This is a genomic window from Candidatus Syntrophosphaera thermopropionivorans (assembly GCF_004353895.1).
GTDB lineage: Bacteria > Cloacimonadota > Cloacimonadia > Cloacimonadales > Cloacimonadaceae > Syntrophosphaera > Syntrophosphaera thermopropionivorans.
Genome location: NZ_SMOG01000016.1, coordinates 19,647 through 34,904, shown reverse-complemented (window position 1 = coordinate 34,904; position 15,258 = coordinate 19,647). Strand labels below are relative to the sequence as shown.

Here is a 15,258-nt window from a genome sequence, read left to right as displayed (position 1 = left end):
GATTTTTCTCACTCACCTCAATCATTTTTTCTAAATTCTTAATTAAACTTTGAATATTATTTGTCAAGTTATTTTTTATTTTTTATTTTAAATTTTTTTAAAATGAACTGGGTTGATTTATTTAAAAGGATTAGAAGATATCTTTAAATTAGGAGTTATTCAAATAATTGAGTCTTCTTTTGGACCCGATTATCTGTACACTCCCATATTTAATTTATAAAGTTATGAAGGTGTTATTTTACTACCGAATAATTAATCTCTTTTAAGATTGCATTTAAGAAACCATTCCTTCCTTTCACGCAGTAATCCTTTAAATCAGAAATTTATCTTGACGCACAAAGCTATAATAAAAGGTTGCTTTATATAAAAGAAATAAAATTATCAAAAGGAGAAAAGTAATGAAACGCAGAGTAGTGATAATGGGTGCAGCCGGAAGAGACTTTCACAATTTTAATGTCTTTTTCCGGGATAATGAGGAATATGAAGTTGTAGCTTTTACTGCTACCCAGATTCCTGGAATTGACGATAAGAAATATCCTGCAGAGCTTGCAGGAAGATTGTATCCTGATGGGATAAAGATTTATTCTGAAACAGAATTACCAGAACTCATTAAGAATCTTAATGTTGATTTAGTGGTATTTGCCTATAGTGACCAGGCTCATGAAGTTGTGATGCATAAGGCTTCTCTGGTAAATGCTTGTGGAGCAGATTTTATGCTGATGGGGACGAAAAATACAATGATTAAGACCAGCAAACCCTTAATAACGGTGTGTGCTGTTCGTACTGGTTGCGGAAAATCTCAGACCACTCGTGCCATCGTCAAAGCTTTAAAAGCGAAAGGTAGAAATGTGGTATCTATTCGTCATCCTATGCCTTATGGTGATTTGGGGAAACAGAAAGTGCAGCGTTTTGCTAAGATGGAAGATCTGGATTTCCATCATTGCACTATTGAAGAACGAGAAGAATATGAACCTCATATCAAGATGAATAGCATTATATATGCTGGAGTAGATTATGAAGCTATTCTGCATGAAGCAGAAAAAGAAGCAGATATAATTGTCTGGGACGGCGGAAATAATGATTTTCCTTTCTATTATTCTGATAAACAGCTTAATATAGTAGTAGTTGATCCACATCGTCCTGGTGATGAAATCTCCTATCATCCTGGTGAGACCAATCTATATAGGGCAGATGTAGTGATAATCAATAAGATTGATAGTGCAGATCTGGACGATATTAATGAAGTAAGAGCAAATGTTCGGGCTATCAATCCCCGGGCTAAGATTATAGAAGCAGCTTCTCCTTTAATGGTAGACCATCCTGAATTGATTACTGGTAAGAGAGTTCTCGTGGTTGAAGATGGTCCAACTCTCACTCATGGTGAAATGACTTATGGAGCAGGAGTTGTTGCTGCTGATAAGTATGGATGTGAAGATTTGGTTGACCCGAGAGAATGGGCAGTGGGTGAAATTGCCGAAACTTATGAAAAGTATCCTGGTATAGGCATTCTTCTACCTGCAATGGGTTATAGTGACCGTCAAATTAAAGACCTGGAGAAGACCATTAATGATGCAGAATGCGATAGCGTTGTTATCGCCACCCCTATTGATTTGAGACGTATCATCAATATTAAACATCCTGCCTGTCAGGTAACCTATGAATTGCAAGAGATAGGTAGACCCAATCTGGAAGATGTTCTCCAGGATTATTAATATTTAGATAAAGCTTAAGATATAATTAATTAAATGGGAGCAGAATCTGAAATCTGCTCCCCTTAATTCTAAATGAGGATATTATGGATAAAATTGCCTTACTTGCCTTAGGAGGTAATGCCATCATTAAAGCAGGAGAAAGGGGAACTATTACTGAACAGTTTGCAAATACTCGTGCTTCTTTAGGTGGTGTGGTAGAACTTATTCGTCAAGGTTATAGACTTGCTATAACCCATGGCAATGGACCACAAGTGGGAAATTTACTTCGTCAACAGGAACTGGGAGAAAAGGAAGGAATTCCACCGCTTCCTTTAGGTGTACTTAATGCAGCCACAGAAGGCACTATGGGTTATATGATAGAACAGAGTTTGCAGAATAGACTTCTCTTATCGGGAATTGAGAGAGATGTTATCACCATCATTTCTCAGGTTATTGTAGATAAAAATGACCCCAGTATGCTTAATCCTACCAAGTTTGTAGGAAGCACCTATTATACTCAAGAAGAAGCTAAAGAACTGGAGCAGAAATTAGGTTGGAAACTTAGAGAAGATTCAGGTAAAGGTTATCGTCGCGTGGTACCTTCTCCGCTTCCGCAGAGAATAATTCCAGCTGAGACTATTAAAGAAATGGTGCATGAAGGTAAGATAGTAATTGCTGTAGGTGGAGGTGGAATTCCAGTCTATATAGAAGAAGATGGCACTTATGAAGGTGTAGATGCCGTAATTGACAAAGATTTTGCCAGTTCTCTTCTGGCTTTAAATATAGAGGCAAATTTATTTGTCATTTTGACGGGAGTAGAGAAAGTTGCTATCAATTTTGGCAAACCAGACCAGAAAGACCTGGATTATTTAACCATTAAAGAAGCCCAGCGATATTATAATGAAAATCAATTTCCCGCAGGTAGTATGGGTCCAAAAATAAAAGCAGCTATTGATTTTCTTGAACGAGGTGGGCAAGAGGTGCTCATCACTTCCATTGAAAAAATTGTTCCCGCCTTCTCAGGGAAAACGGGAACAAGAATAATACATTAAAAAGAGGGTCATTCAACCCTCTTTTATTTATCAGCTGAATTAATCCACTCATCAATCAGGCGAGGCAAAATCTCTCCTGCCTTGCCCTGATAAAATTCATCTATAAACTCACTATTTTCCATCGGGTTAAGATTTACTGCTATGGTATGTGCTCCAAAATAACGAGCTGTCATCACAAATCCTGCCGCAGGATAGACCACACCACTGGTTCCGACTACCATAAAAACATCACAATTATGTAATAGTGCATCAATCTTATCCAGATGATAAGGAACCTCACCAAACCAAACAACATCCGGTCTCAGCATTCCTTTACATTTAGGGCATAAAGGAATATCTTCCTCTAAATTGATATCTTTCATAGGAAAACGAGTATGGCAGCGGGTGCAAAAACAGGTATGTAACGAACCATGCATCTCAATAACTCGTTTATTTCCTGCTGCGGTATGAAGTCCATCCACATTCTGAGTTATGAGATGAAAGTTATCTTGAAGCCAATTTTCAAGTTTAGCAAGAGCAAGATGACCAGGGTTAGGTTTAGCCTGAAGAGCTTGTTGCCAGCGTTCTTTATAGAAGTTCCAGACCATTACTGGTGCTCTTCTGAATGCTTCAGGGGTTGCCACATCTTCAACTCTATGATTTTCCCACAAACCTCCCGCATCACGGAAAGTCTTAAGACCTGATTCAGCACTAATGCCTGCACCAGTTAAAACAAGGACACGGGTATCTTTGGTAACCTTCATTATTTCATCAACATCATTTTACGAGAAAGGATTTGTTCTCCATTGCTTAAACGATAGAAATAAACTCCGCTTGCTACGGGTTTTCCATTATTATCCAGACCATTCCAGACAATATTATGTTTCCCAGCTTTTAATTCACTATTTATTAGAGTGCGAACTTTTTGTCCTTTCAAATTGAATATCTCAAGATTAACGGGAGCATTTTTAGGCAGGTTAAACGATATAGTAGTAGTGGGATTGAAGGGATTGGGATAGTTTTCATATAATTCAAAATGGATAGTTTCAACCAAGTCACTATTGGGGACTTCGTTTTCCATATACAAATCATCTATATACCAACCTTCTTTAGTTACTGCTCCATCGGAACCAAATATAAATCTGAATTTAGCTGTTCCAGTATATCCAGAGAGGTCAAATACAGCTTCAGTCCAGTCAAAGGTTCCAGAATAGACTCTTGTTTCTGCGGGAAAGGGTGAAGCTACATTGCTATATATCTTATAAGGATAGCCTCCTATAGGTGTAATTTGAGTCCATTCTCCACCATTTAAAGACATTTGAACTAATCCGCCATCCCAAGCATACTGTGGATTGGTAGTATGATTTTCAGCATCCATCCAGTGAAAGAAATGGAGTTGAGCATTTAGAACTAAAGGTAATTCTGGACTTTCCAGGACACCATAAGCACTATTAGCATAGTTAAGATTTCCAATGCCACCAAATTTCATAGACCAGCTTCCATTAGTGGTATGATTTCTAAAATTTTCCCGGTGCCATTGATTGATAAAGTTAGGAAGCGGTGCCAACACATCCCATCCTGTAAAATCATTTTCATAAGTATAATGCTGATTGCCTACATATAAAACAAAATTACCTTCTATAGTATTTCCATTTTCAGCAGAAAGCATATAACCTATATTTATTACGGTTCCTGCACTGATGGCATCAGAGATATAAACACTGAATATATTTTCACAAAATACAGAATTACCCGCACTGATAGGAGGTAGGAAGGCTTCACTTTCAGAAAGAATTATATTGGGATTATCACTAAATAGGATTAACATTGGTGTATAAGCGTTTCCTGAACCACTATTGCTAACCAACATATTAAGATAAGGTTGGTCTCCAGGCATTATTAAAGGACAGTCATTTACAAAGTTATATGAATCTATATTAAGTTCAGGTGTATTTAAGGTAATTATAAATGGAGTCGTAACCGAATAATCATCAAAGGTAGTGAGGAAATTGAGGTTTGCTATCTGATGGTCAGGAAAATAACCTTGAATCCTGATTCTGAAAATCCCTGCAATTACGGTGGAATCAGCAACAGCCAGTGGATTGAACTGAGCACTACCATTAAGCACTAAGACATTGCTGGAATTACTTAATAGAGTGATTGTTCCCTGTCCCATTTGATCCATCAAACCTACATTTTTAATAGTTGCATTTATATTTATTTCTTCTCCAGTATGATATAAACCATCATCATCTATTAATGCAATTGTAGTAGGAACTATGTAGGGCATATTACTGGCTTCTACGACTACTTGTTGATGGAATGGTAAAAAGTTAGGTGCAATAATATATACATCTATAGTACCGGGAGTGAGATTACCTAAAAATGTAATCGTTATCATCCCAGAAGCATCTGCCGTGGTTTCACAAATTAAATTTTCTCCATTCTTTATACGGAAGAGAGCATTAGGCGCATTAGTTTGAATCTGATAATAGTTTAATCCAACAATCCAGTAAGAGGGGAGTTCAGCAATAATCTGTTGAGGAGTATCAGTCCAAGCCATCAAAGCTGGATCTCCAATAACATTGGTTTCATAAGTTACCCAATACATTACAGGAGTGTTTGTTATCCAGGGGATATTATCAATTTTACTGTCATCAAGAGCTTTGCCCAATGGATAAATTCCCTCTCCAAAAATAGCATCTATAAATTGACGGTGAATATGCTGAGAAGCTCCATCTGTTGAACCTACTACACCCCAACCATAACGAGAATGTGCTATCATTGCAACTGCTGCTGTGGATATGCTGGTAAATTTCTCTGTAATAGAATCAACTGTGTAGGAGCCAACATTTGTTTCTCTATTGTCAAAGGCTCCCGCATAACAACCTTGAGTGAATATAATAGAAAAATTATGATTTACTCCATTATTAGTTATTGTAGTAGGAGTGACTTGATTTACAGCTAGTCGCATAGCATAGGTAGTATTAGAATGACCGAGGTGATTAACGAAATTTGGTCCTTGACTGAGTAAGGGACGAATTTGGGAAGCACCCCAGGAATTAGAAGATCCGTAAGTTCTATCATAAAGCGTAGTTATATTCCAATTAACCGGAATTCCCACAGTGGTATAACCATTAGCACTACTTCCACCTATCATTTCATCCATATAATCACCACCCCAGGTAGGACCTTCCCAAAGATATTCTCCTACATAAAATGCGGATTTTATCTCAGGAATTACTGGATTATTGAGATACATACTTGTCTTATTGATAAAATTGGCTATCTCATCATCTGAATTATAGCAAAAACGTCCTATAGATAATTCTGGAACTAAATCCGATTCCATAGGTTCACCCCAATAATTATCATTATCTGTATTCCAATTTCCATCAAGACAGCTATAATACATATCGGCTGGAATATCTGCATCAACTTCACCTCCGCTTCCCATATTTACATAAAAACCACGATGAGGAATAACATCTGTATCGCCTGCAAGTAGAACATATTTTAAGGGCTGCTGGGAATAAAAGCTAATGATATAGTTACGGATTTTTTCCTGAGTATCAATTCCAGCATTTTGTGCTATAATCTCTTGAATAGGTTTCATATAAACATTTAAACCACGATCTTCATAAAGAGATTTGAAGGGTAACCACTGAGTCTGTTTTGCCTGGTCATAAATAATTAAATAATCGTATCCTACTAAGCGTTCTTCATATCGCGGAATAGCTTGGGAATTATCAATTATTTTTTTAAGTCTATCTGCAGTATCCACATCCTGCTTTAAAAGTGTCTTTGCTTCAACGGCTTTTGAAGAAGGACTGGTTATAATAGTGATTGTTATCTGATGGTAAAAGGTTAGCTTATTTTCAACCGGATTATAATCAAAAGGACAGATAGCAGTAAAGTTTATAGGATGACCAGCAAAATATTGAGTATTACTTCCATTATGTTTTTGTTCTGGATAAGCAATTGACCTATCGTAAATTGCTGGATCAGGGTCTATTCTTTGTGCAACTGCAACTTCTGATAGTTTTATGGGAGGTTGGATAGGAGCTATTTTTTTGTCTAAAACTATATCTTTAGCACCTGATAAATTTATCTGAATGTCAACTGCTTCTTCTCCCATAGGTAAAAGAAGTTTACTGCCAATCCAGGGTAAATCTGGTGCTCCAGCATTACCATAGCTTTGTGCTCCAGTTAATTTTACCTTTATATAATTCCCTTCAGTTTCAATCTCTGGAGCTGCTAAGTTATAAGTATAAATCACATTGGCTGATAGATAAATAATGCCAGCCAAAAGGGTAAGAACTAAGATAAGTTTTTTCATAATTTCCAACTTTATTTCTATTTAGTTTAATTTTAATTAAAGCAAATTATATTCCAATAACCAACTTTTATGATATAATGTCTTTATTAAGTTCATTATTCTAAAGGCACATTTTAGTCCAGTCTTTTTTACTTATATATCTAAAAAATTTCACATCCCAAAACAAACAGCAGAACCGATAAGACTTTTAATATAAATAACTGTATTTTAGAGCTCAAATTCCCCTCTTGGGAAAGTGAGTCCAGAAGGGATGAGGTGTTATTGGAACTCTCTTTTGCCTATACTCAGAAAAATGAGAAGGAAATTTATGAAATCCAGGGAAAAAATTTGAGCGTTCTTTCTATACATGCAATATATGAATAAGTGAAGAATTTTAATTTATTTCTAACCCGTTATATTGCTAAATTAAATCTTGACGAAATAAGGGAATGTAAAGAGATGGCGTATAATAAAGCTATTAGATAGCTAATAATAGAATTAGGGAGCTAAAGTTATGAGAAAGTACTCGTGGTTGACTCCTGTATCCATTTTAATATTCGTTTTGGGTACTTTGATTTTCCTGTCTCCGTTATTTGTGCCAGAGGATGTGAATTGGCCTATAAAACAGAAGCTCAAATTAGGTCTTGACCTTCGTGGTGGCACTCAAATTGTTCTAACCGTGGTGACTAAAGATTTGCCTGAGGCAGATAAAGCAGCTGCGGTGGAAAATAATATCAGGATAATCAGGAATCGTATTGACCAATTTGGCATAGCTGAACCCACCATTCAAAAGATGGGGGAAAGCGATATCCTGGTTCAATTACCTGGAGTTAAAGATCCTATAGCAGCAGAAAACTTGATTATGAAATCTGCTGTGCTGGAATTTAAACTGGTAGCAGAACCCGAGATTGCGGAAAAATTTATCAATCAAATTGATGCCATAATACAGGAGAATCTGTATAAATTCCCTGTTTTGGCTAAACTGGCTGAAGAGGATAAAGCTTTAGCTAAAGCAGGAGCAGATACTGTTAAAGCTGGTGAGGGTATCTTTAAATCTTTGATAACCACCACAGAAAGGGATTTTGCTGTTCGCTATGAAGATTTAGATATTGTGCGTTCCCTGCTTCAAGATAGTACTTTTGTCAATTTAAAACCCAAAGGTTATGATTTAGTGTTAGAAAGTGTTGATGAGAAAAAGAAAGCAAGCAGAGAACCTGTAGTGCTGTATGTGCTGGAATCTACACCTCAATTAAAAGGAACGGATGTGGATAGAGCCAGTATGGAAATTGGACCATCTGATAGTCCCAATCCTCAGATTGCTAACAAACCATATATTTCTTTAACTTTCACTCGCACAGGTGCAAGAAAATTTGCTAATTGCACTGGAGATAATATAGGTAGAAGACTGGCAATTGTATTGGATAACACAGTTTATTCTGCTCCGGTGATACAGGACCGTATTCCAGATGGTAAGGCTATGATAACAGGACAATTTACTGAGCAGGAAGCCAAATCTCTTGCCATCCTTTTGAATAATGAAAGCTTATCTGCACCCATAGAACCCAAATATAGCACTCAAGTTTCTGCCACTCTGGGTGAAGATAGCATAAAAAGTGGATTTAGAGCTGGATTAATTGGCATTTTGGCTGTAATCATTTTTATGGCTCTGTATTATAAAGGAGCTGGATTAATAGCCGATTTCGTACTCATCTTCAATGTGGGATTCATTCTTGCTGCAATGACCATTTTTGGTGGCACCTTAACGATGCCTGGTATTGCAGGTATCATTTTAACCATAGGTATGTCTGTAGATGCGAATGTTTTGATATTTGAGAGAATCAGAGAAGAACTGGATGCTGGTAGAACTCCAAGTGCAGCTTTAAATGCTGGCTTCAAAAGAGCCACAGTCACTATTATGGATTCCAATTTAACCACTCTAATTGCTGCTATTGTTCTTTATCAATTTGGGACAGGACCAGTTAAAGGTTTTGCGGTTACACTATCTATTGGTATTGTAGGTTCTATGTTCTGTGCCATAGTCTTTGCTCGTTATATTATGGAAAAGACAATGATTAAGCCCGGCAAAACTACGATGAGTATCTGAGGAGTGTAAAATGAGACTATTTCAAAATGCCAATTATCCATTCGTTGAAAAGCGCTATATATTCTTCGTTATATCTGCAGTTCTGATTGTAGCCTCAATTTTAGGCATAATTATCAAAGGTATAAATTGGAGTACTGATTTTACAGGTGGCGTTTCCATTGTTATTAATATGCAACCTAAAGATAAGCAAGTACCTCCCTTAGAAATAGAGCATCTTCGTGAAGTCATTAATGATGCAGGATTTAAAGAAGCAGAAATTCAGTTCATAGGAGATCCATCTAATGCCACTTTTCAGATAAAAGTTGGTGGTGAGGATGTTAATAAGATTAGGGACCAGATTACAGAAGTTTTAACTACTAAACTACCAGAATATGTCCAGGGTAGAGACCTGCAAACTGATGTGATTCGTCAAGTTGATGTTGTAGGTGCTAAAGCTGGTATGGAAATGCGGAATAATGCCATAATGGCAGTTTTAATTTCTATGGTATTTATGATTATCTATATCTGGGTTCGTTATGAGTTTACCTTTGGTTTAATGGGTATTGTTGCCTTATTCCATGATGTTATAATCCTGGTAGGAGTATTTGCTTTTACTCAAAAAGAATTTACTATGACCATTCTAGCAGCCATATTGACCCTGGTTGGTTATTCTATTAATGATACCATAGTTATTTATGACCGTATCCGTGAAGACCTTAAGATTTATAGAAAAGATTCGGTTCCAATCATCTTTAATCGTGCAATTAATAAGACTCTTGGCAGAACAGTTATTACCGGAAGCACTACTTTTGCTACCGCTATTGCTTTGTATTTTTTTGGCGGTCCCGTGATACATGATTTTGCTCTAGCGATGAGTCTAGGTATTATTATCGGAACTTATTCTTCTATCTTTATAGCCAGTAACCTTGTTTTAGAGACTTTTGTCCATACTCGCACAGAGAAACAAGCTATTAAACATCTAACTAAAAAGAAATAGAGATAAATCTTAGGACAGATAAAAAAGCCGCTTTTTTAGGCGGCTTTTTTATAGAGGGATAAGAAGAGTAGCAAAGGAACTTTTGCATTGACATCAATAGCTGATTTCTGGAATAAGGTTTATACAAAATATTATGGTTAAAGAGTTATGAGAAAAAAGATATTATGCTTGCTTAGCCTATTCTTTATCTTTTCTTTGTTAATGGGAGATGAAATAAGCGACACTCAGAAAAGACTGGAAAAGATTCAAAAAGACCTTCAAGAAATGGAGAAGAAAGCAACTCAAACTTCTCAGAAGAAAAAAACTACGGATGTTCAGCTTCAAACTACCTTAAAAGAAAAGCAAAAAGTTGAATTAGAAAAAAAGAAAACAGAAGAAATATTTAAACAAAAACAACAAGAACTGACTAAGGTAAGCACGGAATTAAAATCGGTTGATGAGCAAGTGCGTGAACTAAAAACTTTACAAAACAATCAGTTAAATTTACTCTTGCGACTCCGAATTAATAGCTCAACAACTAAGATTAAACCCAAAGAAGAACATTGTTTAACTGCTATGACTGCCCAGACCAGAGAAAAACTTAACCAATTGGGTGATGTTCAAGTTGTTCTTTCCGAGGAAAAGAAGGAAGTAGGAAAGGAAGTTACCGTCGTTAAAAGTGACCTGTATGCTAAGACCAATTTAAGTAAAAAACTGAATACCACAGTAAAAACTCTAGAAACGCAGAAAAAACAATTAACTAAAGAAGAGCAAAAACTACAGAATCAGATTACGCAGTTGAGGAAAGATGCTGCCCAATTAGAAGCTTTGATAGCTTCATTAACTGCTAAATCTAAAGCTTCTGGAGAAATATCAGAAGCGTATAAAAATAGCTTTAAATCTATTGCCTGGCCTCTTAGAGGCAAGATTATCCGTAATTTTGGTCAAGAAACCAGGTCCTATGGAACCTCAGTTATCAGCAATGGAATTGATATAGCTGTTCCAGAATGGACTACGGTAGTAGCTTCAGATGATGGGGAAGTGGTGTTTTCAGGTCCTTATGGGGGACAGGGAAAACTTATAATTATTGACCATAAAAATGGATTCTTTACAGTTTATTCTTATAATAATGAACTTCTGGTTTCCAGGGGAGCTCAGGTAAAAAAAGGTCAACCTATAGCTAAATCAGGAATGACTGGTTCTGCTTCTGAACCCTGTTTACATTTTGAAGTTCGCAAAGATGGCAAGGCAGTAAATCCTTTAGCTTATCTGGAATAAATACAAGGTACGAAGTTTGGTTATTTTAATTAGACCATCCCTCCGTAAGCTGGAAAAACTTGCTTCTACAGGTGCTTTTGATAACAAAACCATTCTTCATTATACTGGAGATATGTTTGGCATTGGGTGTAAGGTCTCTTCTTATGAAGCTATTGAAAGAATCCAGAAACTAAAAGGAAGATCAAATAAACATAGCTTTATCCTATTAGTTTCTTCGCTTCAATGGTTTGAAAAAGAAGGAATCTTTATTCCTGATAGGCTTATTTCACTTTTAGAACAATATTGGCCTGGAAATTTAACAGTAATTTTTAAATGTGAGGATAAAAGATTTGCTCATATTGCTGTAGATGGTAAAGTAGCCTTTAGGGTGCCTGATGATGAATTACTCAGGGAATTTATAGATATTTTGAAAGAACCTATCACAAGTACCAGTGTAAACATTTCTTCTTTACCACCAGAATCTGACTTAAAACGCTTAACCACTTTTTATTCTGAATGGTTTGATTATGCTATCCTTCCTCAAAATAAAAACTATCCTTATAATTCTCAACCTTCAACTATAGTGGAATATATCAGCAGTAGAGAAGAGAAAAATCAATCCGGTTTTGATGAATTGAAATGCATTAGAGAAGGTTCTATTCCTTTCTATGTGGTAAAAAATTCCTTTGAAAAACCCACTATTCTCTTTGTCTGTACTGCAAATATCTGTCGCAGTCCTATAGCAGAGAAACTTTTTAATCATTACGCCTTGAAAATAAATTTACCTTATTCAGCTGATTCCGCTGGTCTTTTACCTGGAGGACAACCTATATCAACGGCTTCTATGCAATTACTTTTAGAAAATGGTATTATGGAGGCAAAAGACTATATTGCAAAACAGATAACTCCTGAAATGATACAGGGTAGTTACCTGGTGTTGACTATGGAAGAACGGCAAAGAGATTTTCTCCGAATGCAAGAACCTAAACTGGCTCGTAAAATATTTACTCTAAATGAATATGTAGGCGAAGCAGGCGATATTGCAGACCCTTATGGTGCAGATCTGGATACATATCGGGAAACTTATAAAATTATTGACGACCGCATTCTAAGGTTAATTGAAAAGTTAAAGGATTCTAATCCTACATTAAAGGACGAAAGTTAAATTATGGAACCTGAGATTACTAAAGAGTTAATTGCTTCTCACGGTATTCTGGATTCGGAATATCAATACATTCTGGATATATTGAAACGACCTCCAACTTATCTAGAATTAGGAATATTCAGCGTAATGTGGAGTGAGCATGCCAGTTATAAGAATTCTATAAATTTAATTAAGACCCTTCCTCGCGAAGGAAAATATCTTCTGGCTAAAGCAGGAGAAGAAAATGCCGGTGTTGTAGACATCGGTGATGGTCTGGCTATTTGTTTTAAGATTGAAAGTCATAATCATCCTTCTGCTCTGGAACCCTATCATGGAGCTGCTACAGGTGTAGGTGGTATTCTAAGAGATATATTTACGATGGGTGCAAGACCTGTAGCTGTTCTGGATTCTTTAAGATTTGGAAATCCAGAAAATCCTAAGGTGATACATCTTTTAAAAGAAGTAGTGCATGGTATTTCCGACTATGGAAATTGTTTTGGAGTTCCAACGGTAGGGGGTGAGGTCTTCTTTGATGAAGCTTATGAAGGAAATCCACTGGTTAATGTTATGGCTGTAGGAGTGGCAAAACAGGAACATCTTGCTAAATCTTCTGCCCAGGGTATAGGTAATTTTGTAGTCTATGTAGGTGCTAAAACCGGCAGAGATGGAATACATGGTGCAACTTTTGCCTCTGTTGAATTGAGTGACCAATCTGCAACCCAGAGAACTGCTGTCCAGGTTGGAGACCCTTTTTATGAAAAACTACTTTTAGAAGCAACTCTGGAGGTTATTCAAGCAGGTTTAGTGGTCGCTATTCAGGATATGGGTGCTGCCGGTTTAACCTGTTCCAGTTCCGAAATGGCAGGAAAGGGTGGAGTGGGTATAGAACTTGATCTGGAGAAAGTGCCTGTCCGGGAGAAAGGTATGACTCCTTATGAGATTATGCTTTCTGAATCTCAGGAACGAATGCTGATGATTGTGGAACCGAAGAACCTGGAAGAGGTGCAAAAGGTCTTTCAAAAATGGGACCTTGATGCTGTGGTTATTGGAATGGTTACAAGTGATAAAATGCTTAGAGTGAAGTTTAACGGGAAAATCCTGGCTGAAATTCCCGCTGAATATTTGATTCTGGGTGGCAAAGCTCCGGTTTATACTCGTGAAGCTAAAAAGCCATCCTATATTAAGGAAAAACAAAGTTTTAATATAGATTCTTTACCCGAACCAGAAAACTATATTTCTGCTTTGTATCGTATTCTAAGTGAGCCGAGTATAGCTTCCAAAAAGCCTATCTTTTCTCAATATGATTATATGGTGCAGATTGCTACAAAGGTTGAACCTGGTAGTGATGCAGCGGTGGTAGTTATTAAAGGGACAGATAAGGCTATAGCTTTAAGTACGGATTGTAATGCACGGTTTTGTTATTTAGATCCCTATGAAGGAGCTAAAGCTGCAGTAGTTGAGGCTGCTTTAAATGTTGCCTGTAGCGGTGGAAAACCGATTGCTATTACTAATTGTCTAAATTTTGGTAATCCATATAAACCTCAGGTCTTCTGGACTTTTTCCGAATCTATTCGGGGTATGAAAGATGCTTGTATAGCATTAGAAACTCCAGTTACCGGAGGAAATGTATCTTTCTATAATGAAAATCCAGATGGAGCAATTTATCCAACTCCTGTAATTGGTATGCTGGGCTTACTGGAAGATTATAAAAAAGCTACTACCCAGTGGTTCAAACATTCTGGAGATATCATTGCTCTTTTAGGGAATCCAGGTAATGAGTTAGGAGCTTCGCAATATCTCAAAACTATCTTTGGAACTGTTGCAGGGAAAGTTCCTCCACTTGACCTAAAATTTGTTAAAAAAATTATAGATTTATTACTAAATCTGATTGAAGAAGATGTTATTTCTTCAGCTCATAATATTTCCGAAGGAGGTCTTTTGGTCTGTGTAGCTGAATGTTGTTTTCAGCCAGAAGATTTAATAGGAGCAGATTTAAATTTTCCTTTGACATTTAACAAAAGTGTAGAATATTTTGGTGAATCTTTAGATAGAGTAATTATAAGCTTTAATTCTGAAAATTTACATCAAATAAAAAGCTTATGTGATAAATATGCTATTCCTCTGAAATTGATTGGAACAGTTTCTGATAAGCCAATGTTCAGGGTAAATCAGGATATAAATGTTTCTACCGAAGCATTATATAAAGCCTACCAATCAGGAATAAAAATAAATTAGGGAGAAGGAGATGAAGATGAACATCCTTTTTGGACATTTGTTCTGGGGAATTCTGGTGATTTTAATTGGTATCTCTTTAATACTCAAAGGTTTTAATATCAGTTTCCCTCTATTCAAGATTTTTATTGCTATAATAATTATCCTTCTGGGTGTAAAATTGCTTATTGGTGGTTGGGGAAACACTAAAAAGAAAGAGGCACAAACTCGTTTTTATAGCACTACTGAAAATGAATATAATGCCATATTTGCATCTCAAAAATTGGATTTAACCAGCATAGAACCAGATGCATCTCCTATTGAAATCAATGCAGTTTTCGCTTCTTTTGTTGTGGAAATACCAGATGATATTAATTTTGATTTTTCTACTACTGCCTTTTGTGGGTCTATAGACCTTCCGGAAGATGAACCGAAAGATAAAACTAAAGTAAGAGGCACAGTCAAAATTGAAGCAAATGCTGTTTTTGGTAAAATAACCTTTATTATCAAACCCCATCAGTCTTCATCAGAACAAGAAATATAACTT

10 protein-coding genes are annotated in these 15,258 nt (G+C 36.4%); 8 read left to right on the top strand and 2 right to left on the bottom strand.

The window, feature by feature from the left end; translation table 11 throughout:
* Window positions 1–398 precede the first annotated feature (398 nt).
* Window positions 399–1,712 (top strand): cyclic 2,3-diphosphoglycerate synthase, encoded by a 1,314-nt coding sequence (locus E0946_RS05365; protein ID WP_133201440.1) that lies wholly within the window; start codon window positions 399–401, stop codon window positions 1,710–1,712.
* Between the two features lie 83 nt (window positions 1,713–1,795).
* A complete protein-coding gene (gene arcC, locus E0946_RS05360) occupies window positions 1,796–2,743 on the top strand; it encodes a carbamate kinase (protein WP_133201439.1) in 948 nt (315 codons plus the stop codon).
* A gap of 23 nt (window positions 2,744–2,766) precedes the next feature.
* On the opposite strand, the gene E0946_RS05355 is transcribed toward arcC, so the two are convergent.
* Together E0946_RS05355 and E0946_RS05350 are read right to left on the bottom strand one after the other, a co-directional pair.
* Window positions 2,767–3,486: an NAD-dependent protein deacylase gene (locus E0946_RS05355; RefSeq protein ID WP_165942091.1), complete on the bottom strand. Its 720-nt coding sequence runs from the start codon at window positions 3,484–3,486 to the stop codon at window positions 2,767–2,769.
* Complete coding sequence (locus E0946_RS05350; protein ID WP_133201437.1) at window positions 3,486–7,061, bottom strand: C25 family cysteine peptidase; 3,576 nt, start codon at window positions 7,059–7,061, stop codon at window positions 3,486–3,488. The genes E0946_RS05355 and E0946_RS05350 overlap by 1 nt, the downstream gene beginning before the upstream one ends.
* 493 nt (window positions 7,062–7,554) lie before the next feature.
* Between E0946_RS05350 and secD the strand changes: the two genes are divergently transcribed.
* The 6 genes from secD (at window position 7,555) to E0946_RS05320 (ending at window position 15,255) form a co-directional block, all read left to right on the top strand.
* Window positions 7,555–9,144, top strand: coding sequence for a protein translocase subunit SecD (gene secD / locus E0946_RS05345; RefSeq protein ID WP_133201436.1), 1,590 nt, complete (start codon window positions 7,555–7,557; stop codon window positions 9,142–9,144).
* Window positions 9,145–9,154: 10 nt separating this feature from the next.
* The gene (secF, locus tag E0946_RS05340) at window positions 9,155–10,120 is read left to right on the top strand and encodes a protein translocase subunit SecF (RefSeq protein ID WP_133201435.1); all 966 of its coding nucleotides are present in this window, start codon (window positions 9,155–9,157) and stop codon (window positions 10,118–10,120) included.
* Window positions 10,121–10,267: 147 nt separating this feature from the next.
* On the top strand, window positions 10,268–11,377 hold the full coding sequence (locus E0946_RS05335) for a murein hydrolase activator EnvC family protein (RefSeq protein ID WP_133201434.1): 1,110 nt from the start codon (window positions 10,268–10,270) through the stop codon (window positions 11,375–11,377).
* 16 nt (window positions 11,378–11,393) lie between these two features.
* Complete coding sequence (locus tag E0946_RS05330) at window positions 11,394–12,521, top strand: Sua5/YciO/YrdC/YwlC family protein (protein WP_133201433.1); 1,128 nt, start codon at window positions 11,394–11,396, stop codon at window positions 12,519–12,521.
* 3 nt (window positions 12,522–12,524) lie between these two features.
* Window positions 12,525–14,735: a phosphoribosylformylglycinamidine synthase subunit PurL gene (gene purL / locus E0946_RS05325; protein ID WP_243713760.1), complete on the top strand. Its 2,211-nt coding sequence runs from the start codon at window positions 12,525–12,527 to the stop codon at window positions 14,733–14,735.
* A 16-nt stretch (window positions 14,736–14,751) separates the two neighbouring features.
* Window positions 14,752–15,255, top strand: coding sequence for a hypothetical protein (locus tag E0946_RS05320; protein WP_207930828.1), 504 nt, complete (start codon window positions 14,752–14,754; stop codon window positions 15,253–15,255).
* Window positions 15,256–15,258 lie beyond the last annotated feature (3 nt).